We start from the raw sequence: 24,849 nt of genomic DNA, 5'->3' as shown, positions 1-24,849 counted from the left end.
CTTACAAATTAGACAGAATTTCAGCAACCGCTAGACCGCCATAAGTACCGAGGAACGAACCTCCGAGCGCCATCAGTACCCCGATTGGAATCAACGATCTGTGAAAAGCTCCCGCTAAGAGTGGCGCAGAGGCCATCCCGCCGATATTGGCCAGACTGGAAACACCAAGTGTGAAAAGATCCAGCTTGAACACCTTCGCGACAATCATCATGATGATCGCATGGACAGCAAGGATGACAAATCCGGAGATGATGTAAACCGGTGCCTGTCCCAACTGGGAAAAGTCCGCTCTCGAAGCGATGAGGGCAATGACGATATAAAGAAAGACGTTCGCCATATCCATCGATCCCGGAACTTTGGCCAGCTTAGTCATAGCTAGCACTACCCCGAGGATGGAGACGATCAGAATCGTCCATGTCGTCGCGTTCACTACGGTACCGAAGGACGGCAATAGACCCCCGATTTCTGCAGCAATGGCGGAGACGAAGATGGCCAAAGCAAGCAGTCCGAGCATGTGAACAAAAGAGATCGTTTTTCCTTCTTTTTCTTCATCTTCTTCCATCAGCTCTTGTGTTACTTCATCAAGATGTTCGGTGTTCGATTTCGCCCATTTGTTGAAAACGGCAGCGAAAGGCACCAGCCAAAACATGAGCATCACCCATGTCGAGTAGTTGATCGTGTCCATAATCAACGCATAACCGAAGATATTTTCCGGCACTTCCAGGATTCCCTGGATGATCACCATGTTGGCAGAACCGCCTGTCCAGCTTCCTGCCAGAGCACCGAAAGCTTCTGACGTGTTCGGTGCATAGAAACCTTGAAATAATAGGAAAGTGATGACGAAACCAGCCATGATACTGAAAGCAGCTGCAAAATAGCCGATCAGCATTTTCGGCCCGAGCTTTACCAGCTTCCTTAAGTCACAATTGAGAAGCATGAGAAAGATGAGCATCGGCAACAGCACATCACGGACATTCCCATAAGTGCTGTCGATCGTTTCCGTCGATCCGATGATGCCCGTCGTCTTCAGAATGGCCCCGCCAAAATAAATGAGGACGATACCTGGAACAACCTTGAAAAACTTACTTTTCGATGACTCAAGGACAGCGACAAGGCCGGCCAGGCCGATAATCACTCCCAAATACAAAAATCCATTTTCGATCATAAAGCAATTCCCCCTTGAATGATGTAAATGTATAAAAACAAAAAACCCAGCCGTCAAGAATACTCTTCTTGTCGACTGGGTTTTATCCACGATTAAGTGAGATAAAGCAATCTTCATCCTATATTCATTAGATCACAGTACTTCAACTGTGCCTGTTTGAAAGCGGCAATCAGTGCTTTTTGAGATGATCCGAAATAGCGCTCCCGAATCGCCTGCTCGATCGATTCCTCGTCCGTCATCTTCTTTCCGATAAACAGACTATGTACAAAATAGACCGTAATATCCATCATTGCGGTACATTCGACATCAACAATCTCATGGTTTGTCGTATCGACGACGAATCCCGCAAAAAAAGATTCATATTTTTTCGTAATGGCGTTGTTCCCGGGTGATTTGGACTCACCCACCACATAACATGTGTGCTCTGAATACATTCTGAAATGCCTCCGATCCTCTGACATCTTTTGTATGGAAAGCCTGTCCGTCAAAAGACAAACTGCCACTACAAAATGCAGATTCCTATCGGTGTTCATTGAAATGTTATCATTATTTTGAAACGCTTTCAATATATTTTTTGGAATTCTCTAACAAAGTCGTAACGATTTATACATACTGCCTGAGCTGAATGTTTTCACTTCCTTACAAGGCCAGGGGCTGCCAAACCCCTCTACCTTCTACAACGCCTTCACTAACCCGCCATCAACGACCAGCGACTGACCCGTCAAGTAAGTATTGGCACCAGAAGCAAGAAAAACGACGGATTTAGCGAACTCTTCAGGTTCTCCGTAACGCCCCATCGGGATCGACTGTTCTGTTTTCTTCTTCAACTCTTCCACAGAAGTCCCCAGTTTGTCCGCTCGTTTTTGATCGAGAGCAGCTACGCGGCCAGTCGCGATCCTTCCAGGCCCTACTGTATTGATCAGGATATTATCTCCAGCTAATTCTTGAGATAGACTTTTGGCGAGCCCTACGATTCCTGCCCGGAAAGTATTGGAGAGGATCAAATTATCCAATGTTTGTTTGATGGAGGAAGAAGCGATATTTACGATTTTTCCCTGTTGCTGCTCCTTCATCGATGGCAGCACCTCGCGGATGGTGCGGGTGAAGCTGAGAAGGTTCAACTCGAAAGCTTTCTGCCAGTCTTCATCTGAAAATTGATCGAACGTTCCTGCAGGTGGTCCGCCGGCATTGTTGATCAATACATCGACCGTTCCATTCCAATCGATGGCTTTTTGAATCAGCTGTTCAATGTCGTCTTTCTTTGTGACATCGCATACTTGATAGTCAATTTGTTGATTGCCGCTCACTTCTTTGATCTCCGCTGCTGTTGTTTGTAATTCTTCCGAGCTGCGGCTGGATATCAATACGTGAGCTCCTTCTTTAGCGAATTCCGTACTGATTGCTTTTCCTAATCCTTTACTGGAAGCTAAGACTACCACTGATTTACCTTTTAACTGCAGATCCATATCGGGTTCCTGCCTTTCTATTGTTTTTTTAAATCGTTGACCGGGTTTTTCAAAGCTGGAAAACCATCAATCTGACATTCTATGATGTCCCCATCTCGCAGTACGATGGCCCCTGGGGTTCCTGTAGAAATAATATCTCCCGGCTTTAAAGTCATCACTTGGGAGTGGAAAGAGACCAAGTCATATGGTGGAAAGGTCATGTTTGCTACTTTGTTCGACCGGTGCACCTCTCCGTTGAGGATCGTGGCTACCTCCAGTTGATCTAAATCTCCGATTTCATCCGGTGTCACGAGTTGTGGACCAAAGCTGAAAAAAGTGTCAAAACTCTTGGAACGAGTCAAGTACCGGGGGTTACGCTTCAGAATATCTTCTGCCGTCATATCAATGATCGTCGTATATCCTGCGATCACCTGCTTCGCATCTTCTACGGAAACATCCTTACATTCCTCGCCGATGACGATCCCGAGTTCAGCTTCACCCGTCGTCCGTTCCGATTGATGGGGCAGACAAATCTTATCCCCATGACCGATGATGGTCGTGTCCGGTTTCATAAAACTTGCCGGTTCCCCCTGTGGGGCCTGTTCGTCTAAATCAGATGCATGATCGACATAGTTCAGTCCAATCCCCCAGATTTTACTGGGATGGCGGTAAAGAGGGCCATATTCCGGAGATGCGATCCGTTCGATCTGGTCGGTCTCCTCTCGTGATTGGTCCTTCCACCACTGCTGGAAGGCTATGAAATTTTCCGGTTGGAGCAATTCAAATAAGTCATTGGACCAGAATTTGTTAAAGTGTCCATTGATCGAAGGCAGCGGGATGGCTTTTGACGCCTCATCCAGGACTGCTGCTTGTTCTTTTCCATTGTGTTTAATCGCTGCGAATCGCATGATTACTCCACCTTTCTAATTAAAGTGCAGAACGGTGCTGCTGAATTTCATCTGTTTTTCTCAAATTGGTTACTAAGATCAGTACAAAGACGGATAACCCGATAAGGTCTGTCACAAGACCTGGATAAATGAGCAGCAAAGCGCCTGCCCCTGCGAGCATTCGTAACCAGCCCGGTATACTCGTTCTGAGATACCCCTCTGTCATGATCGATAATAGGAAAACACCGATCAGGGAAGTTATCGTGATCAGCAGGATATTCATGATGGTCGCATCAATCATGAGCATTTCATGGGAAAATACAAACATGAAAGGAACGATGAAACCTGCGATGGCAAGCTTCATTGCCTGGAACCCTGTTTTGTTCGGATCGCCGCCAGCGACTCCAGCACCTGCAAAGGCAGCGAGAGCGACAGGTGGCGTGATATTGGCAAAAATCCCGAAGTAGAAGACGAACATGTGTGCAACAAAGGTAGCTGTCTCCGTCGAACCTGCCAATTCCCTGTATAAAGGAAGCTGCAATAAGATCGGTGCTGCCATCGTACTTGTGATGATATAGGTCGGGATACTCGGTAAGCCCATCCCTAATATGATCGAAGTGATCATCGTAAGTACGAGTGTGATGAGCAACTGGATAAGCGGACTGTCGACGGCACTGCCGATACTGACAATGCTGTTCGCGATTTCCAGTGCTACCCCGGTCAAGGAAGCGATTCCTACGACAATCCCTACAGCACCACAGGCAATCGCTACAGGGACGGTTGTTTTCGCCCCGTCTTCAAGGGCCCGCAGGCAGTCGGTGATTCCTACTTCATCCCCGGTGATGTTCATCAGCTTTCTTCCTAGATTAATAGCTAATGGGATTACCAGGATAAGGAGCAGCTCCCACCAATCACTACGGACATTCGGCATGCTGTTTCCTGTTATCAAAGCAGATAATTGCGGTTGGAAAATCAAAAATAGAGAAATGGCTACGATGACAGGCAACATTCTCTTTGAACCTGCAATGACGATGGTTGCGATAATCGACCAAAATGCGGCATAGAAAGGAGTCTTCCCAGAGAAAAGCAAATAAAGTAATGTCAGCATCGGCACAATCAAATGTCCGCGTTCAGCGATCACTTCCTTCAAGGAAGGGAGCTCACTTTTCGGCAAACCTTTCAATCCACGCTTAGCTGCCCGAAAATGAACTTGCAATAAGATCCCGACATAAAATAAGAGCGCAGGTATGATTCCTGCCATAATGATTTTCGTATAGGCCATATTGAGATTTTCCGCCATGATGAAGGCTGCTGCCCCCATGATCGGCGGGAGGATTTGGCCGCCTACGCTGGCAGCTGATTCGACGGCTCCGGCGAAGTTTTTCTTGTAGCCGATTTTTTTCATCAACGGAATGGTGAAGGTTCCTGTCGTGACGACGTTGGCGATGGCAGAACCATTGATCGATCCCAGGAAACCACTGGCGATGACGGCCACTTTGGCAGGTCCACCCTTGGTATGGCCTGCTACTGCTAGGGCCAAATCATTGAATAGTTTCCCCATCCCAGACCTTCCCAGAAAAGCCCCGAATAAAATAAACAAAATGATATAACTGGCTGATACACCAATCGCAGTACCGAGCACCCCTTCTGTGATGAACACCAATTGAGCGATGATCTGTTTGGATACATTCACCAGCACAGGCATCGTCAATTCCGGATAGACGGACAGTTTCACGTAAAATCCATAAATCAGAAATCCAAGTCCAAGCAGAGCAAGGCCCCAGCCCGTCACTCTCCGGGTAATATCAAACAATAAAAGGATGATAAGGATCCCGACATAAAAATCCATATCGTTGATTTGCCCGCCGGATTGAATGATCCGTTCTGCCGTCGCCAGCATATAGATGGCTACAAATAAGGACAGACCTGCCGTGATGTAATCATACAAAGGAACGCCATTGCTCCCTTTTTTCCTTATAAAGGGATACATAAGAAAACCAAGCGTCATCAATGTATAGAGGTGGATACTCCGTTGTTTGATATCCACCAGGGAACCTGCGTATGAGGTGTATAAATGAAACAATGATAACGCAATGGCTAAGATCGATATCGTCAAGGCGACCGGTTTAGCAATATTTACTCTTGTCGTACTTTCGCGGTCGTACTTTTCAGCTGTCCCGCTTTCCTGCTTACTCATCCCTATTCACCTCTTTAATTTCACTAAAATGTAGTACCTGACTGTGTTCAGTAAAGAATGTTGACCGACATTGATTTTATAAGCTTTGTTCTTATCAAGATTAAAGCTGGCATCCTTTCCATAGATAAAACGGTGATCTGTGGATTCACCTGTCCTCAGTGAGAGATGTTTCCCTATCGTTTGGTCGATGCCAGTCATGTAAACCCAGCCATCCTTGATAAAGGTGCGATCCCCCGTATCACTTGGAACACCTGCCCCGAACGTTTTAAAACGAGTACCTGTCAGTTCAATCATCCCATCCTGCAAAACGAACATTTCTTCCCATTCTTCTTTTTCCACCGAATGCTTCCACCTTACTTTGAATTCCGCTTCTTCTTCATAAAGGTGAAATTTTTGCACCGTATCTTCTGATGTAATTGTCAGCGTCGGAACTTTAACAATCATAAGTAAAGCGATAACCGTCCCCATGACAGCTGCGAGCAATATCATATGCTTCCATTTCATCGAATAAAAAAGGGCACCAGATCGATGCCCTTTTCCCTTTACTCCAGAATGCCTTGTTCTTCATAGAATTTCTTGGCCCCAGGGTGAAGTGGTGCAATCAAGCCTTTGGCAATCTCATCCCGGCCTAATTGTTTCAATGCTCCGACAGACACTCCTTCAGTTCCAAGGTACTCATAGTAGCGTTTTGTCATGTCATAGACGACATCTTCACTCAAGTCAGGGGACACGATGATCATATTCTGGATTCCGACGGTTTCGACTGGTTCTTCCAAGTTATACCTTGCTTCATCGCCAGCCTCGATCGTATTCGCTTTATAGAAAGGATACTTTTCCATCAAAGCATCTGCCGTATCTCCTTTGATTTCAACAAAATTAATATCCGTTTGCTGCAGCAGGTCGGTGATATTACTGTTTGGCACACCTGACGTAAAGAAAGCAGCATCAAGGTTGCCATTCTTCATTTCCTGGACACTATCCGCATAACCGGTGTGGGTCACTTTTGATAGATCATCATAAGTAAGATCAACCGCTTCAAGAACCTTTTTAGCACTTTGTTCTACACCTGAGCCTACTTTTCCGACGCCTACTTTCTTCCCTTTTAAATCCTCGATGGAAGTTATCCCACTATCTTTAAGTGCCACAATTTGGACAACGTTCTGATACATCCCCGCCATCGCTTGCACCTCGACAGCATTTCCTTCAAACTGACCGTTGCCTTCAATCGCATCATAGCCGACATCACTCATGATGATCGCCATCTGGTTCAGGCTGTCCTTGATATTCTGGATATTCGCAACAGACGCTCCCGTCGACTCAACCGTGACATTATCGATGCTGTCACTTTCTTCAAATACCGGCTTCAACGCACCACCGATAGGATAATAAGTCCCTGATGTCCCCCCTGTTCCGAAAACAATCGATTCTGATCCAGAGTCCCCGGAACCTGAAGCTTCTTCAGAACCGCCATCACCTCCACAAGCAGCTAAAATCGTTGTAAGCGCAAGGGCTAATACAAATAATAATCGTTTAATCATCTTCCCATCCCCCATTTCTTAATATTCTAAAAATAATGATAACGCTTACAAACTTTTTTTAGAATATTATGAACATATTGGACATTTTGGTCTTTTTGGTCATTTAGACAAAAAAATCGAGTCCACTGAAGTTTTTAAGTTATGAATCAAATAAAAAAGCCGAGTGGGACGATTTTATCGTTCAACTCAGCTTCTGTTGATTCCACGATGAGCATTCGGTGGTGACGCCTGCGGGAACAGCACGAGCCGAAGATCCACTTGGTCAAGTGATTTTCTTGACCAAGTTAGCTGAGGCCGTGCCCGCGGCAAGCACCCACCGACAAGCGATTCGTGAGAAGCAACGGCCCTCACACTTTCATTTGATAGCGATTCACAGGACGGCCAACTTCCCCGTACTGGATTTCAATCTCTACTTCCCCTATTTTTTGAAGATATTCTAAATACCGGCGTGCTGTCACTCGAGCCATTCCGATCCCATCCGCCACTTGCTCTGCGGATAAGGCACGGACACTTTGTTGAAGGAATTGTTTAACCTGTTCAAGGGTCTGCTGATTCAGCCCTTTAGGTAACTCTTTGATTCCTTCCTGGACATAACTGCCAATCAAACCATCCACTTGTGCCTGTTGAAGGGCTCCTTCGCCGCTTACTTGGGAATGAAAGGTTTTGTAATTGAGCAGCGATTGCTGTAGCCTTTCGAATTTGAACGGTTTGATGATATAATCCACCACCCCATTTTGGAACATTGAACGGATCACTTCTTTATCATTGGCAGCTGTGATCGTGATGACGTCGACATCAAAGGCATAGTTCCTGATTTCTTTTAATGTCTCCAATCCGTCCAAACCCGGCATGTAGATATCAAGGATAATCAGATGGGGAGATAACTTTTCAGCGAGACGCACGCCTTCTTTTCCATCAGAAGCTATATCGATCACTTTGAATGGAGAGACCCTCTCGATGAATTGCCGGTTCACTTCCTGGACCATCGGGTCATCTTCAATCAACAATACTTCAATAACCTGTTGTTGTTTGCTCATATACGCCCTCCTCGTATGCCATAGGGATATGGATGACGATGCTTGTCCCTTCCCCTTTTTTGGAGATGACTTCTATCTCTCCTAAACCTTTCTCCACGATATTGTTCACTAGATACAAGCCTATTCCTGAGCCCTTGCTTCCTTTAGTCGAGAAACCTTTGTCAAAGACCTTTGTATGTTCATCTTCAGGAATTCCTTCCCCATTATCCTCGACAGCGAGCGTGCAGATCTGATTGTTCTGGGTAATCGAAATATCGATCCACCTTTGGTCTCGTTCAACATCGTCAAAAGAGTGGAAAGCATTCTCGATCAAGTTGCCCAGGATAAGAACGAAGTCATGTTCATCCAATAAAGGGGGGTATTCATTCAAGCTGCTCTGTGCATCAATCGCTACTTCAATCCCCAGTTCTTTCCCGCGGCTCACTTTGCTCAATAGCAAACCGGATAAACTGTAATCTTTAATATTGTTCACTAAAAATTTCGATAATTTTTCTTGTTTCTCAGAAGTTTCAAAGACAAAATTCAAGGCTTCTTCCTTTTGATCCAGTTGGATCAAGCCTGCGATGGTATGTAGTTTATTCATATGCTCATGGTTCTGGACTCTTAATGCATCCACAAACGCTTTTACCCCTGTCAATTCTTCAGCGAGTTTGGTCACTTCAGTACGATCCTGAAAAATGGCAACCGCTCCGATCGTATCATTGTCGACACGGATAGGAATTCGATTACTCATGATCAACGTGCTCCCCAGACGGATTTCTTCATTGAAGGCAACTTCTCCTGAAGAAAGGACCTCCGCTAATTTAATGTCTGGAATGACTTTTTTGATCCATTGATGAGTGTAATCTCCGTGAAGACCAAGAATCGTCTTCGCTTTCTCGTTCATGATGGTAATCTTCCCTTGCTTATCAATCGCCACGACGCCTTCGTTCATCGCTTGAAAAGTCGCTGTCCGTTCGACAAGCAGCTGAACGATTTCATGAGGTTCTAAGCGATAGGTTTGCTCTTTCAAGTGCCTTGCAAGAAGCCATGATCCTGCTATCCCGAACAGGGAGGTCAAGAAGAGAACAAAGAGGATTTCATTTTTCATCTTTAAAAGGATCTCTTGTACAGATGGCAGAAGATTGCCGACAATAACGACACCGATTTGTTCATGCTCATCATTCATCACAGGTACAAATCCTCTTACAGCTATCCCAGATTCTCCTTTCGCTTTTGAGGTATAGCTATGCTCAGCAAAAGCAGGTCCTTCGTCTTTTCCTGAAGATAAGGTACCAAGCTTTTCATCCACAGGGTGGGAATATCGGACGCGGTTCATATTCAGGACGACGATATAGTCTGCGCTGTTGATCGTCCTGATCCTCTCCACCATCGGATTGACTCGTATCCATCCCTCTGATTCTGTCAGCCCCTCTTTCAATGCAGAAAGATTCGCTACCGTCCTTCCTGTCACAAGGGCACGCTCTCCGAGTGACTCTTCCTTCGTTTCTATTGTATTTCCAATAATGATGATGCCACCGATCAGAATAGCAAAAAGAACAATTCCGAATGATAGAATTGTAATTTTCCAGCGGATGGGCATACGTTTCAGTGACATAACCATTCTTCCTTCCTCCTCTAAATAGAGTGCGTTCAAAAAAGGAGCATAAAAAGGACCGGGAAGTTCAAGGCGGCTCAGCTTTGAGCACCGAAGTGTACGCAAATAGGTACATAAGGAGCGGAAAAGCGAGCCAATGGAAGTGTCTTTTTTACCGGACTTTTTGAACATCCTCTTGTAGAGCGCGTTCAAAAAGGAGGATAAAAACGACCAAGAAGTTCAAGGCGGCGTAGCTTTGAGCACCGGAGTGTACGTAAACAGGTACATGAGGAGCGGAAAAGCAAGACAATGAAGAAATTCGAAGTGTCTCTTTTTACCGGACTTTTTGAACATCCTCTAGTATTTCTAGTGTATCACTTAAAAGTCTAGCTATGGTACACTGATGTAAACGATTCCAAGGGGTTGTTCCTTTGAAAACTTTCGCAGCTATCAGTCTATTCATTTTCACTGGAATTTTCACAGCTCTTTTTTTCGGGTTCGATTTAAGCGAAGCTGCTGAACCACTGGAATATGACGATGAACAAGAGGGATTAGAAGATGAGGTCGTCATCAAATTCAGTCACGTCGTAGCCGAAAACACACCGAAAGGGAAAGCAGCCAGGAAGTTCGCCTCCCTCGTCCAAGAGCGGTCGAACGGCGAGATCAAAGTTGAAGTCTATTCCAACGGCACCCTTTACAATGATCAAAATGAATACACAGCATTAAAGAACGGTCATATTCAAATGATCGCTCCCGCCACTTCCAAACTGACCGAGCGTTTTCCCAAATGGCAGGTTCTTGATCTTCCTTACGCTTTTCCTACATATGAAGCTGTCAGACAAGCATACGAAGGGGAAATCGGCACAACGCTGTTAAACGACTTGGAAGAGGACGATGTGAAAGGAATGACTTTTTGGTACAACGGTTATAAACAAGTGACAAGTAATAAGCAGCCGCTCACTGTTCCAGCCGATTTCAACCGGACACACTTCAGAATCATGCCGAGCCCGGTGATAGAATCTCAATTTCAGGCGCTTGGTGCCAGCACGAGCAAGCTCCCTTTCAACAAAACTTACACCAACCTCGAGGTCGATTTCATTGACGGTCAGGAAAACACACCATCGAACGTCTACTCCAAGAAGCTTTTCGAAAAGCAAAAGTATATGACGATCAGCAACCATGGCTACTTAGGGTATGTCGTCCTCATGAATCAAGCCTTCTGGAAGGATCTTTCTGAAGAACATCAAACAATCGTCCTTGAGGCAATAAGTGAAACGACCAACTGGGTCCGGCGTCACTCCATCGAAATGAATGATGCTTACCTTCGTCAGATGAAGCGGGAAGATTCGATAGAAGTCCACTACTTGACCAGCGAACAGAAAGAATTGTGGAAACAGACGTTTGAGCCTGTCTATGAAGAAGCGGAACACATCGTAGGAAACCGTTTGATGGAAGAGCTCTATGAATTACAGGAACAATACGAATAAGGATAGAGGAGGAAGAAAAATGAAAACCATTTTTGTTGCCGGACATTCGAAGTTACCTACAGGGATCGCTGCCAATCACATCTCAGAATCCTTGACGCTCACGTTAGAAATCGATAAAAAATACGGTGTCATTTTAGATGCCTCTTGTACGTTAGCCACTGAGCATGGGCGGGGATTCATCAAGTCTTTATTAAAGGGCTACAGTTTAAAGGATGGGATTGATGAACCTTTAGAAGTTTTGAAAGAAGGCTACTTAGGGAAAGCCGGGAATGCTCTGGAGGCCGCCTTGAAGGATTCCTACAAACAATACCAACTCCACCAATAAAGCCATGATGTTATTTGTAAGACTAGATTTCGAGACTTTTATTGTGGTTATAGGGCTGCGGGGAACAACTCGCTTTCCGCGGAGCGCGATGAGCCTCCTCGAGCTAAACGCTCTGTGGGGTCTCATCCTGCACTCTTGTCCCGCAGGAGTCTCGCTGTTCCCCTCCGCCCCTTGCCATATGAGTTTCTCGAAATCACTTGATAGGAGAACCTTCCCTTTATGAGGTGAAGGAATTATACTTTGACGCTGTATTAATAGCAGCTTACCAGATAATCCCCTATTAATGAAGGTAGTTTCGAGCATCTTTCAATCGAATGGTGGCTGGGAAAACGGTGAGACTCCTGCGGGATGAACATGATCGGTGAGATACCGCAAGGCGAAGCCTGAGGAAGCTCACCACATGCCCGCGGAAAGCGATCCGTTTTCCAAGCCATCATCACCGCTTACAAAAGCCTCGAAACTGAGTCTTCCAAAATCGAAAAAAGGGCCAGAGTATTTCCGGCCCTTTCTTTCATCCTACCCTCGTATATTCTAATTGTGGTAATTTCCTTGCGATCTCTTTGCCGATCTCTAAAGAGGCTGTCGCTGCCGGGGATGGGGCATTACAAACATGGACCGAGCGTTTACCTGTAATCAAGTGAAAATCATCGACGAGCTGACCGTCTTTCAACATCGCCTGCGCTCTTACCCCTGCATCTGTCGGAATCACGTCATCCGCCTGTATTTCCGGAACGAGTCGTTGAAGACTTTTCACAAAGCTTTGTTTATGAACGGAACGGACCATCTCTTTCATGCCTTCTTTCACATTCGCCCGTGCCATTCTCCAGAAACCAGGAAAGGACAAGACATCAAGTGTATCCTTTAAGTGGAAATCCGTTTTTCGATAGCCTTCACGCTTAAAACTCAAAACAGCATTCGGACCGGCATGGATACCGCCATCGATCATCTTAGTAAGGTGGACACCTAAAAACGGGAAGTCCGGGTTCGGGATCGGATAGATGAGCCCTTTGACAAGATGGCTTTTCTCTTCCGTCACCTCGAAATACTCCCCGCGGAACGGAACGATTTTTAAATCGGTATGAATCCCCGCCATTTTCACGAGACGATCGCTGTATAAACCGGCACAGTTGATCATGAAACGGGAATGGAGACTTTTCTCCGGGGTATCGATCACCACTTCATTTTCCCGTTCCGAAATATCCACAACCGCTGATCCAAGCATGAAATCAGCGCCTGCCTTTTCTAACAGTTCCTTAAGTTTTTCACTTACTTTACTGTAATCAACGATTCCTGTGCCAGGTACTTTTAACCCAGCTATGCCATTGACATGCGGCTCGATTTCATGAAGCTCCTCTTGATCGATTTTCGTTACGTTCAACCGGTTTTGCTGGACACGCTCATACAATGCTTCCATTCTCGGAAGCTCTTCCTGTTCGGTAGCGACCAGCACTTTCCCGCAAACTTCGTGAGGAATATCATGATCCTGGCAGAACTTGACCATCGAGTTCCGCCCCTGGATCGCCATCCTCGCTTTTAAACTCCCTGGTTTATAGTAGACTCCAGAGTGGATCACACCACTATTTCTGCCGGTTTGGTGAGTAGAGATTTGCTGTTCTTTTTCCACGATGACCATCTTGGCATGCGGATATTTTTGCATAAGGGCATATGCTGTCGATAAACCGACAATTCCGCCTCCGATAATTACGTAATCATACATTCCTACGACCTCCTACTACTGGACGAACCTTCCTCTTTGGCGCAAAAGCTCTCTGTGTAAATCAGGATTCTTTTCAAAACCATCTCTTCCATGGAGCCAGAACCGGTTGTTCAACATCACTAAGTCGCCTATAGGCAGTTCCAACTCGATAAGCCCTGAAGATTCTTCCATCGAATGGGACAATTCTTTCAAATATTGCGCCTGTTTAATGGTTTCAGGATAGACAAACTGATCGATGAAACAGATACAAGGCTGATTGTTCCACTCATAAAATGTCTTTCGCTGGACATCCTCTGATACATTTTTACTGGCAGGCGCTTTATAAGTGAACGGGTAGGATGCCAGCGGATGATTATAGTAATAATCGAAGTCTTCCCATTCATCGAGGTGAAGGAGTCGGGAGCTTCCGCCAACCGCATTCTTTTCTTCCATTTTCATCATGAGCAGCCAGTCGGTCGGTTCGTCAACATACGTTCCATCCGTGTGAAGGGTGAACCTTCGATAAGCTTGACGGAGATACGAGTCACTATCGTCGGTATGTTTGACGGAAAAACGTGCATAGTATTTTTTCGACATGGCGTCAAAGTTCGGAATCCCAGCTAGATGGCTCAAAGCCGTAGAAAACTTCACATAGTCCTGAGCATCTGTCGTACGATTGCGTAGCCCGATCGTAAAACCACCAGAATCGCGGTCATTCAAAATGTGGCGAATCGTTCTCCCGAAATTTTCATCCAATAATTCAAGAAGCGTATGGGCTACCATCAAACGCTGGTATGGAATATATTCCAATTTTTCATCTGTAATGTCCTGCACTTCTTCTAAAAACCGATCAATGACATGCTCCTCTAACTCAATATTGTAAAGATGTTCATGATCGGAATGAGGCTGAATAAGATAGCCTTCACCGGTAAATGTCGGCAAACTTTCTTTTTTTATTTCCATTGCACACATAATTGGTACCCTCCATTAATTTTTAGTGCGATTCGTTTCTTATGGGCCCATAAGAATAAAAAAAGCCAGTCTTTCCCCCTTGAAGGAAAAACTGGCTTTAAACTGCGGATGAACCTCTGGTTTGCAGAGATTGAACAGTTTTACAGTTAAATGATTCACTTTAATATCGCTACCATTGCAACCGGGTATTGAAAGGGTACAGCCTTTCTATAGGGTTGCTTTCTGACACCATCTTATAACTATTTAAATTTTCTGTCAACAACCAGATTGGAATTTTTCATTCTTCCTCAAGTCATCCATATTCTTCCACCTAAGGTCATCCATATTTTGGATGACCTTAGGTGGAAGTTCTCTGAATTACTCATCAGTAAAAAATTACCTTATCTTATTCATCCCGAATCAATTTAAATGTGCCCGTCCCCTTAGCAATCATGGTCCCTTCTTGATCATACAACTCTCCCTCGGCGGTCACGATACGGTATCCTTGCTTCAAAATTCTCCCCTTTGCCTGAATCTCCCCTCCACTCGCCGGAGCAAGGTAGTTGATATTCAGGTTCATCGTTGTACAACGGGTTTTTGTCGTCGAGCGGATCGCCATTCCTAAGATCAAATCGATCATCGTGGCGTGAACTCCACCATGAAGCGTGCCGTTCACATTATAAAGCTTCTCATGGACCGGCAGCTTAAGGAGTACATTTCCTTCTTCAAAGTGCTCGATATCAAAACCTAAATGGGAGAAAAAAGGGCTCGATTCAAAACTCTCTCGTACTTCATCAATAGTTTTCGTCACTTCAACACCCCTCACCTCATTTTCCCTGGAAAACGGCTGATCTTTTCTCGAGAAATGCCTTTGTCCCTTCATTCTTATCCTCTGAATTGAACAAAATAGCTTGTGAAAGTTTCTCTAACATCAGCCCTGTTTTCATATCTGTTTCGGTTCCCATATGTACCGATAATTTTGCCAGCTGTACAGCTAATGGGCCTTTAGCAAGAATCCTCTTACTTACCTCTTCGACTTTATCCTGCAGTTCTTCCGATAATACGACTTCAGTTACGAGTCCGTATTGCAAAGCTTCGTCTGCATCAATGATTTTTCCAGTCAAAATCATCTCAAGCGCTTTTCCTTTTCCTACTAATCTAGCTAATCTTTGCGTACCACCCGCCCCGGGGATGATGGATAGATTCAGTTCAGGGAGACCTAATTTTGCGTTTGTTGAAGCAATGCGGATATCACAAGCCATCGCTAACTCACAACCGCCTCCGAGCGCGTACCCATTGATCATAGCTAACGTAGGTTTTTCAAAGCTTTCAATTTTATCGTAGACTTGTTGCATACTATCTGGTTGTAATGCATCGACCGCTGACTTCTCCTTCAGTTGGTTGATGTCAGCACCTGCCGCAAAGGACTTCTCACCTCTGCCTGTAAACACGACTAAACCAACTTCAGGATCATCTGCCGCGCGCCCTAATGTATCGACAATCTCATCCAATGTTTCTTTATTCAGCGCGTTACGGACTTCTGGCCGGTTGATTGTAATGAAAGCAAGCTTGTCTTTCCTCGTGTATTCTACATTTTGTAATCCCATATCGCTCTTCCTTTCTAATCAGAGTCTCTAGACAGCACTTTGAATGTCCCGATTCCTTTTGCTACCACTTTCTCCTCACCATCTAAAACGGTTCCTTCCCCTACGATCATCTTTCCGCCTCTATGTGTGATAGAAGCATGAGCCGAGTAAGGACCATTATTTGTTAAATCGAAATAATTCATGCTCAAGTTCACAGTACTAGTGGGTGCTTGTAACGCTTCTCCGATGGTAGACCCAATCACAATGTCTAACATACTCGAGAACAATCCGGAGGGAATCTTTCCTTCTTCGGTGAAGACTTCTGGTTTTACCTCGAGATTCAATATGACACGTCCATCCCTGTCTAAATATTTATGAAAACCGACGCGTTCAAAAAAAGGCGAGTAGTCTCTCACAATTAGGCCTCCTCAAGCATCACCTGAATTTTTCCACCATGATGGCCATGCCCTGGCCACCGCCTGCACATAGAGTAGCCACACCAAGCCCCTCATCTCTTCGCTTCATCTCATGCAAAAGCGTTGTTACTATTCTTGCACCACTCGCACCGACAGGGTGACCTAGAGCGATAGCTCCTCCATTGACATTCACTTTATCCTTATATAGTCCGAGCTCCCGTATAACGGCTAGTGATTGAGAGGCGAATGCTTCATTCAACTCAACCAGACCAATATCCTCCACCGTTTTACCTGTTTTCTGCAAGAGCTTTTCAACAGCAGGGACAGGACCGATTCCCATCAATTCCGGAGAAACTCCAGCTGTCGCCCAATCGATGATCCTTGCCATAGGCGTCAAATCTAATTCTTCCGCTTTCGAAGCCCGCATCAGAACAAGTGCTGTAGCCCCATCATTACGGCCGCAGGCATTACCTGCTGTCACTGTGCCATTCTCCTTGAATGCAGGCCGCAAACTCGACAGCTTCTCCAATGTCGTATTCGGACGAGGATGCTCATCTGTAGCGAAAGTGACTGTGGATTTCCTCTCCTTCACTTCGACGGGTACGATTTCATCTTTGAAACGTCCGTGTTCAATCGCTTCAGCAGCTCTTCTCTGACTTTCAATGGCAAAGGCGTCCTGGTCCTCTCTCGATACAGCGTAACGTTCTGCTACATTCTCGGCGGTGATTCCCATTCCTAAATGGTTACCATAGATTTCTTTCGGCTGCTGACCGGCTTCTGTATTGGAATCGACCAGTTCTGTTTTGTCCCCCCCAAATCGAGAATTCCGTAAATAGATAGGGGAACGGCTCATACTTTCCGTTCCACCAGCAACGATGATTTCTGCTTGTTCAAAGCTGATTTGCTGGACACCTGAGGCAATGGTTTGCATTCCGGAAGCACACAATCGGTTGATGGTATATGCAGGGGATGATTCCGGGACACCTGCTCGTAATGCAGCTACTCTAGCTACATTGGAAGATTCCGTCGTCTGACGGACTTCACCCATAATGACTTCATCCACTTGCTCTGGTGATAAACCTGCCCGATTAATCGCCTCTTTGATAGCGACAGCGGCTAAATGTCCGGAAGATTCTTTTTTCAATGAGCCCCCATAACGACCGATAGGAGTTCTGACGGCACTGACAATAACGATTTCATCGCTCATTTACATCCTCCTTATAAAGCATATTCTTTTTTCAACTGACCGGATATGATATTTTTCTGTATTTCTGAAGTGCCTTCATAGATTCTCGTAATCCGAGCGTCGCGGAAGAAACGTTCAATTGGATAGTCAGAAATGTAGCCGATTCCACCATGGACTTGGACCGCTTTATCTGCCACACGATTATAGACTTCTGATCCATAAAGCTTCAGCATCGCAGCCTCCTTGATCACTTTTTGCCCTTGGTCGACCATCCAAGCGACCCTGTATGTGAAAGAGCGAAGGGCTTCTGTTTCAACCGCCATTTCTGCCACCATATGCGCGACAGCCTGATGATCGATGATTGGGACACCGAATTGCTCCCGCTCCTGGGTGTACTTTATTGATAGGTCGAGCAGTTTCTGACAGGATCCCAAGTTCCTTGCAGCTAGTCCGGCTCTGCCATTTGCCAGTATTTTCAAAGCATTTACATAGCCTTGCCCTTCTTCTCCAAGTACATTTTCCTCTGGGACTTCACAATCCTCTAAGATGATTTCAGCTGAATGGGAGCCGTGTAACCCCATCTTCGGCTCAAGCGCACCGACTTGGAATCCAGGGAAGTTTTTCTCTACTATAAAGGAAGTGATCCCTTTTGCACCTTTACTTGCATCCGTGACAGCCATAACAGTGAAAACATCCGCTTCCGTTGCATTTGTAATGTAATGCTTTGTTCCATTGAGGATATATTTATCCCCTTTTTTCACAGCTGTCGTCTTCAAATTGGTGGCGTTTGATCCAGCACTAGGCTCTGTAAGGGCGAAAGCTCCTATCGAATCGCCACTTGCTAAGGCAGGTAAATATTTTTGTTTTTGCTCCTCATTTCCGAGTTCTACAATTCCGACCGTCCCAATTCCTGTATGGGCACCGATCAACGTTGTAAAGCCATTATGGGTGGCACCTATTTCTTCATATAACGCACATTTGCCAACCATACCGATCCCCAAACCGCCATATTCTTCAGGGATACTCAATCCAAAAAGCCCCATTTCCTTTGACATTTCTATGATTCGTTCGGGGATTTGGTCTTCTTTCTCAATTTCCATCGCTACAGCTTCTACTTCTGTCTGAACAAAGTTGCGGACATTCTCTTTCAGGAACTGAATCTCTTCATCTAGTGTAAAATCCATGCTTATCGCTCCTTCATTCTAAGTGTAGTAATAAAAACCTCTGCCTGTTTTCTTACCTAAGTGCCCTGCCTTCACATACTTGGTTAAAATCGGGCAAGGGCGATATTTTTCTCCTAAGGTTCGATGGAGGTATTCCATGTTCTTCAACCGTGTATCTAAACCGACCAAATCGGCTAGTTCTAAAGGACCCATCGGGTGATTCAATCCCAGGTTCATAGCTTTATCAATGTCTTCTACTGAGCCGACACCCTCCATCACCATGTTCATGGCTTCATTTCCAATCAGACAATTCATTCGACTGACAGCAAAGCCAGGGAATTCATTGATTTTTACACACTCTTTTCCGATGAGTTCACCAAATTGAAAGGATAGATCAACTGTTTCATCAGAAGTTTCTAACCCGCATATGACTTCAATCAATTTCATCTTAGGAACTGGATTGAAAAAATGAAGTGCGATACATCTCTCTGGCCGCCCCGTCTGTGCTGAGATTTCGGTCGGGCTCATCGTCGAGGTATTTGTTGCGAGAATCGAATGTTGAGGAGCGTACCGATCGATCTCCTTGAAAATCTCTATTTTCAGATCCATATTTTCAGGGACCGCTTCAATGATCAGATCTGAATGGGATACAGCTTTTTCAATCACCTGATGATAGTCGATGTTTTCTATCTTTTCGGCAGCTTCCTGACTCGATATTTTTCCTCTTTCTACACTTCTTTTAATCTGCTTTTCTATATAGGTCTTACAGTCTTCGATTCCTTTTTCATATTTGTCTTGGATGGATACAGATAAGCCAGATAACGCGCATACAAGACCTATACCTCTTCCCATCGTTCCTGCACCTATTACACTCACATGTTGAATCATTGATTACACACCAACCTTCATTTGCTTCACTTCTTCTACTAAAGCCGGAACGATTTCGAATAAATCACCTACAATCCCATAGTCTGCTATATTGAAAATATTTGCCTCTGGATCTTTATTTATGGCTATGATGATTTTCGAATTGGACATCCCAGCTAAGTGCTGGATAGCCCCAGAGATACCACACGCAATATAGATGTCAGGGGTGACGACTTTTCCTGTCTGGCCAATTTGCAATGAATAATCACAAAAACCAGCATCACAGGCCCCCCTGGAAGCACCGACCCTTCCACCGAGAACTTCAGCTAAGTCTTCAAGCAGAACGAATCCCTCAGCATTTTTCACTCCTCGACCGCCGGCAACAATGATTTTCGCTTCTGATAAATCAATGCCCTCACTTTTGTTGTGAATGACTTCCTGGATCATCGTCCGCAAATTCTCAACCTCAATATCAACCGATTCGACCGCCCCTCCCCGAGATGAATTCCTTTCAAGAGGAGGAATATTATTCGGACGTATAGTCGCCAGCATCAAGCCTTCTGTAACCACCTTCTTCTCAAATGCTTTCCCGGAAAAGAGCGGCCGAGTAAAAACAATTCCTTCCTTTTTCCTGGAAATGTCTGTTACATCAGAGACCAGGCCGGCTTCCATCCTGCTTGCAACTCTTGGCGCAAGGTCCTTACCAATATCGGTATGGGCAAATACCAGACCGTCTGGCTGCTCTTCATCAATGACTTTAAAAAGAGCCTGAGCATACCCATCTGACGTAGCATTTCTGAGATTTTCATGCTCCACTTCTATGACCCGGTCGGCTCCGAATGCGATCATCTCTTGGGAATACCCCTGTACTTCTTTCCCTATGAGTACAGCTGCAACTTCACCATTACCAGCTATTTCTTTCGCTGCAGCAATCGCCTCAAATGATACGGCCTTCAGGTTTCCCGACTTTATTTCCCCAAGAACTAACACGTCTCTATTCACCATTCAGCCACTCCCTTAATGGAATATTTTCGCTTCTTGCCTAAGAATGGTCATTAACTCTCCTACTTGCTGATGGACATCTCCTTCAATCCGTTTTCCTCTTTTCTTTGAGCTGGGAAGGAGGTCAACCGTTTCTGTTTTCGCCCTAACATTTTCACCATTTATCCACTGCCGTTTTTCAATCAGTATCTTTTCAGCATTCTTGAGCCCGGTCACAGGAATAAAACGGGGGGAGTTCAATCGTTCTTGCGTAGTCATAAGAAAAGGAAGGGACGATATCACCTTCTCCTTATCTCCTTCGACATCACGCTCCAGGATCGCACTCTCTCCAGACATTTTCAGTTTAGTGACATTCGTGACAGCAGGGACTTCCAACAGTTCGGCAAGTCTAGGACCTACTTGACCTGATCCTTCGTCGATAGCTACAGGGCCAGCAAGGATCACATCCGCTTCTTCGTCTTTGAAAAAATCCGCAAGTGCTTGAGCGGTTGTGGATGCATCCCCGCTTCCTTTACCTGAATCGATCCATACCGCTCGGTCTGCCCCCATGGCTAACGCAGTTTGTAATGGATGGCTCACTTCCTTGCTATCCACACTTATAGCAGTGACCTCTCCACCGTATTTCTCTTTTAATCGAATCCCTTCTTCAATGGCGTGTATATCATAAGGATTTAGCATATACGAGACATGGTTCTCATCGACCTTCCCATCCTCAATGAGAAAGTTTTCTTCTGGATTCAATATACGTTTTATGAGGACATAGATTTTCATAGGGCTCCCCCTGTTCAGCTATATTGATAAAAACCTTTTCCTGTTTTCCGTCCCAACTCGCCTTTATCCACTTTTTCTTCCACGATCTTCGCCGGTCGATCTGCTTCATCCCCGGATTCCTCGTAACGTTGCATCCTGACGAAATAGTTCACATCAAGACCAGTCAAGTCCATTAAAGAAAAAGGGCCGATGGGATGGTTCAGCGCTTTCGTGCAGACGGTATCGATTTCTTCGTGTGTGGCATAATCATTTTCGAGTAAAAAGACAGCTTCATCCATCAACTTCCCGAGAATACGATTGGCAATAAAACCAGAAATCTCTTTTTTCAGCATGACTGGTGTTTTGTTGATTCCTTCGATAAAATTAAAAGCTTGTTGTGCTGTTTCCTCTGAGGTATGCGGCCCTTTCACCACTTCCACAAGCTCCATGACCAGCGGCGGATTAAAAAAGTGGAGATTACAAACTTTTTCCTGGCGATTTGTTGCGTCGGCTATTTTAGAGCTGACAATGGTCGAGCTGTTTGTAGCGAGAATGGTATGGGGAGGAGTAAGTTCATCAAGCTTCTTGAACAACTTCCTCTTGACGTCAAGCTTCTCTACAACAGCTTCTATCACTAGGTCGGCATTGCTGACAGACGTAAGGGCCGTCCCCATTTCCAATCGTCCAAAAGCTTCCGCCACTTGCTGTTCTGTCAATCGTTGCTTTTCGATGCTCCGTTTCATCCTTTGTTCCAATTCTTCCCGTGCTTGTTTTAAACGCGCTTCATCTAAGTCGTTCAGAAATACTGGATAGCCTTCTAGTGCACAAATCATGGCTATTTGTGCACCCATGGCTCCCGCGCCAATGACAGCTACTTTTTTAATGGGATTGGATTCCATGTGTGTGATCCTCCTTTTTGATTTTTTGTTTTTCCGATTCTATAAGCTTCCGCTTCAAAAGTTTTCCGACTGTATTTCTTGGCAGTTCTCTCGTGATTTCAAATTTCTTCGGAACCTTATAACGCGTTAAATTGCGGTAACAATGCCCTTTCAATTCCTCCAAATCGATGGTGTGCCCTTCTTTCGCAACGACATAAGCTTTGACGATTTCTCCTTTTTCATGGTTAGGAATTCCGACCACTGCAGACTCTTTAACGTCCGGATGTTCATATAAAACGCTTTCAATTTCCTGCGGATAAATGTTGAAGCCACCATTGATAATCATCTCTTTCTTTCGCCCTACGATATAGAAATAGCCATCTTCATCAGTCATGGCCAGGTCTCCAGTGTACAACCAGCCATTCCTTAACACATGACTCGTTCCATCCTCATTCTTCCAGTATCCTTTCATCACTTGTGGACCTTTGATGACCAACTCCCCTACGCTGTTTTCAGGAAGCTGCTGATTCTCTTCGTTGACAACTTTGCTGTCTGTGCCCGGAAGAGGGATTCCGATACTCCCCACTTTTCTTACACCAAACGTAGGGTTTCTATGTGTAGAAGGAGAGGCTTCTGTCAATCCGAACCCTTCACCTATGACAGCCCCCGTCAAATTTTCGAATCGTTTAATGATGTCTACAGGCAAAGGGGCTGAGCCACTTGAACAAAATTTCAGACAATCCAGCCCATAAGCTTCTACGTGGGGATGATTTACGAAAGCGTTATACATCCCCGGAACTCCTGGGAAAAAAGTCGGCTGATATCTTTTAATCTTATCAAGGACATCTTCTACCATGAATTTACGAATTAATAGAATGGAAGCACCTGTATAGATTCCTAGATTCATTGCGCTTGTCATGGCATAAACATGGTACAGAGGGGTAGCGGTCAGAACCACTTCTTTTCCCTTCTCCATCTTCTCCCCGTACATAGCATGACTTTGAACGACATTCGCCACAAGATTGAAGTGGGTGAGCATAGCTCCTTTCATTTTTCCTGTTGTCCCGCCTGTATATTGGATCACAGCTACATCCTCTTTTACAGAAATAGGGATTTCCTTTTCCAATGGAAGGGCCTGATGGATGAGATGAGTGAGCGAGCGTGAATCACTGTCACCTCCATTGGCCACAAAAACTTGACTCAAATCGCAAATATCCTTCACTTGCTCTACGGTTGAAAGTTGTTCCTCCTCAACGACTAAAAATCTCATGTCCGCATCATCAACGATCTGCAATAATTCCCTTGCTGTATATCGTGGGTTGATTTGGACGACAATCAAACCGAGCCTCTGTGCTGCATAGTAGGCGATAATATAGTCAGGATGGTTCGAGACCATCAAACCAATCCGCTCCCCTTTTAGCAACCCACGATCATCCCAGGCACCGGCAAGCTGATCCACCTTCCTTATTAATTCGCCATAGGTAATGGTCCCCTCTGCATAAATGAGAGCCGCCCGATTCTCATACTGTGCTGCAGTATGCTCCAACAATTTATACAACGGAACTTCAGGATACGAGATCCCTTTTTTCATTTCAGGTGGATAAAATTCATACCATTTACGATTTACTAATTGATTCAATCCGACTCCTCCCTCAGGCTATAGTGTGGGTTCCCTATTCTAAAGCTCCGACTTCCTCATAGTATTTTTTCGCTCCTGGGTGCAGAGTTTCTGGGTCGATTCCATCCAAAGCTGTTTCTACAGTAAAGTGCTTCGCTCTCTCAGGTATTTGACTTTCAAATTCGGGGATATTCTCCCAGAACAATTTGGTCAAGTTATAGGCGTACTCTTCTTCAATATCACTTCGTGCTGTCAACATTGTCACCATTGTGTAGGTAGGAATCGCCTTGTCCAAATCTTTATAAGTGTCTGCAGGGATCTCCCCTGAAGCAATACCGATTTTCTTCTCCTCGATGCTCTTCAGCTTGTCTTCCTCGATAGGTATGACTTTGATGGGTTTAGTGATTTCAATCTCTTGTAGAGCAGGAATGAAGGGCGCTCCGCCTCCCACAAAAACATCCACATTGTTATCCTTTAACATAGAAGCACCGTCGGAATAGTTTCCGTAAGAAATTTCCCCACCTGCTTCTTCGATCGTCGATTCATCGATTCCATACTCTGCCATCATGTTCCAAAATGCTACTGGGCCACCTCCCCCTTTAGGACCAAGGAAAATATGTTTGTCGACAATGTCTTCTACAGAATTGATGTCTTCATGATCCGTCGTCGTTGCGATTGTTTGATAAACGGGATATAAAGCCCCGATAGAGGAAATCTCACTTAGCGGCTTATCAAAACCTTCCCCTCCATCGATAGCTGAGGTGAAATCAGAAGTGTAATTCAGCCCCATCTGAATATCCCCAACTTCCAGAGATTTTAAGTTAGCTGTCGAGCCCCCTTCAACTTGTGAAACATTCAGTCCTGAAAACCCATCCATATATACATCCAACATAACTGTAGTAATCGGGTACCAACCTGAACCCATCGGACCACTGCCGAGTTTCAGGAACTTTTCGGGTGCTGACGGTTTGTCACTTGATCCTGAGGTTGCATCACTATCACTGCATGCGGCCAAAAGGAATAGACAAGACAAAACAGTCAACAAAAAAACCATTGTTTTTTTCATTTAATATCCACCT

General features: G+C 45.1%; 24 protein-coding genes. 2 read left to right on the top strand and 22 right to left on the bottom strand.

Annotation, left to right across the window (positions count from 1 at the left end; all coding sequences use genetic code 11):
• Position 1: 1 nt before the first annotated feature.
• From ACTWPX_RS10080 to ACTWPX_RS10040, 9 genes are all read right to left on the bottom strand, one after another.
• A complete protein-coding gene (locus ACTWPX_RS10080; RefSeq protein ID WP_443119649.1) occupies positions 2–1,165 on the bottom strand; it encodes a DUF819 family protein in 1,164 nt (387 codons plus the stop codon).
• 113 nt (positions 1,166–1,278) lie between these two features.
• On the bottom strand, positions 1,279–1,599 hold the full coding sequence (locus tag ACTWPX_RS10075; RefSeq protein WP_443119648.1) for a DUF3870 domain-containing protein: 321 nt from the start codon (positions 1,597–1,599) through the stop codon (positions 1,279–1,281).
• Between the two features lie 240 nt (positions 1,600–1,839).
• Entirely contained in the window at positions 1,840–2,631 is a 792-nt protein-coding gene (locus ACTWPX_RS10070) for an SDR family oxidoreductase (protein WP_128525755.1), read from the bottom strand.
• A gap of 17 nt (positions 2,632–2,648) precedes the next feature.
• Entirely contained in the window at positions 2,649–3,518 is an 870-nt protein-coding gene (locus tag ACTWPX_RS10065) for a fumarylacetoacetate hydrolase family protein (protein ID WP_443119647.1), read from the bottom strand.
• Positions 3,519–3,537: 19 nt separating this feature from the next.
• A complete protein-coding gene (locus ACTWPX_RS10060; RefSeq protein WP_443119646.1) occupies positions 3,538–5,694 on the bottom strand; it encodes a TRAP transporter permease in 2,157 nt (718 codons plus the stop codon).
• A 6-nt stretch (positions 5,695–5,700) separates the two neighbouring features.
• Complete coding sequence (locus ACTWPX_RS10055; protein ID WP_443119645.1) at positions 5,701–6,198, bottom strand: DUF1850 domain-containing protein; 498 nt, start codon at positions 6,196–6,198, stop codon at positions 5,701–5,703.
• A 38-nt stretch (positions 6,199–6,236) separates the two neighbouring features.
• Positions 6,237–7,232 (bottom strand): TAXI family TRAP transporter solute-binding subunit, encoded by a 996-nt coding sequence (locus ACTWPX_RS10050; protein ID WP_443119644.1) that lies wholly within the window; start codon positions 7,230–7,232, stop codon positions 6,237–6,239.
• Between the two features lie 347 nt (positions 7,233–7,579).
• Entirely contained in the window at positions 7,580–8,269 is a 690-nt protein-coding gene (locus ACTWPX_RS10045; RefSeq protein ID WP_443119643.1) for a response regulator, read from the bottom strand.
• A complete protein-coding gene (locus ACTWPX_RS10040) occupies positions 8,244–9,866 on the bottom strand; it encodes an ATP-binding protein (protein ID WP_443119988.1) in 1,623 nt (540 codons plus the stop codon). The genes ACTWPX_RS10045 and ACTWPX_RS10040 overlap by 26 nt, the downstream gene beginning before the upstream one ends.
• 410 nt (positions 9,867–10,276) lie before the next feature.
• Here ACTWPX_RS10040 and ACTWPX_RS10035 point away from each other — a divergent pair, with 410 nt between their 5' ends.
• Entirely contained in the window at positions 10,277–11,332 is a 1,056-nt protein-coding gene (locus ACTWPX_RS10035) for a DctP family TRAP transporter solute-binding subunit (RefSeq protein WP_443119642.1), read from the top strand.
• 19 nt (positions 11,333–11,351) lie between these two features.
• On the top strand, positions 11,352–11,657 hold the full coding sequence (locus ACTWPX_RS10030) for a DUF3870 domain-containing protein (RefSeq protein WP_443119641.1): 306 nt from the start codon (positions 11,352–11,354) through the stop codon (positions 11,655–11,657).
• 511 nt (positions 11,658–12,168) lie between these two features.
• Here ACTWPX_RS10030 and lhgO read toward each other — a convergent pair.
• From lhgO to ACTWPX_RS09965, 13 genes are all read right to left on the bottom strand, one after another.
• Entirely contained in the window at positions 12,169–13,374 is a 1,206-nt protein-coding gene (gene lhgO / locus ACTWPX_RS10025) for an L-2-hydroxyglutarate oxidase (protein WP_443119640.1), read from the bottom strand.
• 15 nt (positions 13,375–13,389) lie between these two features.
• On the bottom strand, positions 13,390–14,325 hold the full coding sequence (gene glaH, locus ACTWPX_RS10020) for a glutarate dioxygenase GlaH (RefSeq protein ID WP_443119639.1): 936 nt from the start codon (positions 14,323–14,325) through the stop codon (positions 13,390–13,392).
• Between the two features lie 385 nt (positions 14,326–14,710).
• Entirely contained in the window at positions 14,711–15,115 is a 405-nt protein-coding gene (locus ACTWPX_RS10015; protein WP_443119638.1) for a PaaI family thioesterase, read from the bottom strand.
• Positions 15,116–15,131: 16 nt separating this feature from the next.
• Positions 15,132–15,911 carry an enoyl-CoA hydratase/isomerase family protein gene (locus ACTWPX_RS10010; RefSeq protein ID WP_443119637.1) on the bottom strand — a complete coding sequence of 260 codons (780 nt, stop codon included), beginning with the start codon at positions 15,909–15,911 and terminating at the stop codon, positions 15,132–15,134.
• 14 nt (positions 15,912–15,925) lie between these two features.
• Positions 15,926–16,306, bottom strand: a complete 381-nt coding sequence (locus ACTWPX_RS10005; protein ID WP_443119636.1) for a PaaI family thioesterase — start codon at positions 16,304–16,306, stop codon at positions 15,926–15,928.
• A 19-nt stretch (positions 16,307–16,325) separates the two neighbouring features.
• Positions 16,326–17,513, bottom strand: a complete 1,188-nt coding sequence (locus tag ACTWPX_RS10000) for a thiolase family protein (RefSeq protein WP_443119635.1) — start codon at positions 17,511–17,513, stop codon at positions 16,326–16,328.
• Positions 17,514–17,524: 11 nt separating this feature from the next.
• Positions 17,525–18,676: an acyl-CoA dehydrogenase family protein gene (locus ACTWPX_RS09995; RefSeq protein WP_443119634.1), complete on the bottom strand. Its 1,152-nt coding sequence runs from the start codon at positions 18,674–18,676 to the stop codon at positions 17,525–17,527.
• 18 nt (positions 18,677–18,694) lie between these two features.
• Positions 18,695–19,540, bottom strand: coding sequence for a 3-hydroxyacyl-CoA dehydrogenase family protein (locus ACTWPX_RS09990; protein ID WP_443119987.1), 846 nt, complete (start codon positions 19,538–19,540; stop codon positions 18,695–18,697).
• A 6-nt stretch (positions 19,541–19,546) separates the two neighbouring features.
• Positions 19,547–20,527: an electron transfer flavoprotein subunit alpha/FixB family protein gene (locus ACTWPX_RS09985; RefSeq protein WP_443119633.1), complete on the bottom strand. Its 981-nt coding sequence runs from the start codon at positions 20,525–20,527 to the stop codon at positions 19,547–19,549.
• Positions 20,528–20,539: 12 nt separating this feature from the next.
• Positions 20,540–21,295 (bottom strand): electron transfer flavoprotein subunit beta/FixA family protein, encoded by a 756-nt coding sequence (locus ACTWPX_RS09980; protein WP_443119632.1) that lies wholly within the window; start codon positions 21,293–21,295, stop codon positions 20,540–20,542.
• A 14-nt stretch (positions 21,296–21,309) separates the two neighbouring features.
• On the bottom strand, positions 21,310–22,173 hold the full coding sequence (locus tag ACTWPX_RS09975) for a 3-hydroxyacyl-CoA dehydrogenase family protein (RefSeq protein ID WP_443119631.1): 864 nt from the start codon (positions 22,171–22,173) through the stop codon (positions 21,310–21,312).
• Positions 22,154–23,791 (bottom strand): long-chain-fatty-acid--CoA ligase, encoded by a 1,638-nt coding sequence (locus tag ACTWPX_RS09970; RefSeq protein WP_443119630.1) that lies wholly within the window; start codon positions 23,789–23,791, stop codon positions 22,154–22,156. Before ACTWPX_RS09970 ends, ACTWPX_RS09975 begins: the two co-directional genes overlap by 20 nt.
• A gap of 34 nt (positions 23,792–23,825) precedes the next feature.
• Positions 23,826–24,836 (bottom strand): TAXI family TRAP transporter solute-binding subunit, encoded by a 1,011-nt coding sequence (locus ACTWPX_RS09965; protein ID WP_443119629.1) that lies wholly within the window; start codon positions 24,834–24,836, stop codon positions 23,826–23,828.
• Positions 24,837–24,849 lie beyond the last annotated feature (13 nt).

Origin of the sequence: Halobacillus sp. H74 (genome assembly GCF_052246715.1) — a bacterium.
Classification (GTDB): Bacteria; Bacillota; Bacilli; order Bacillales; family Halobacillaceae; genus Halobacillus; species Halobacillus litoralis_A.
This window is presented reverse-complemented; position numbering and strand designations above follow the sequence as displayed.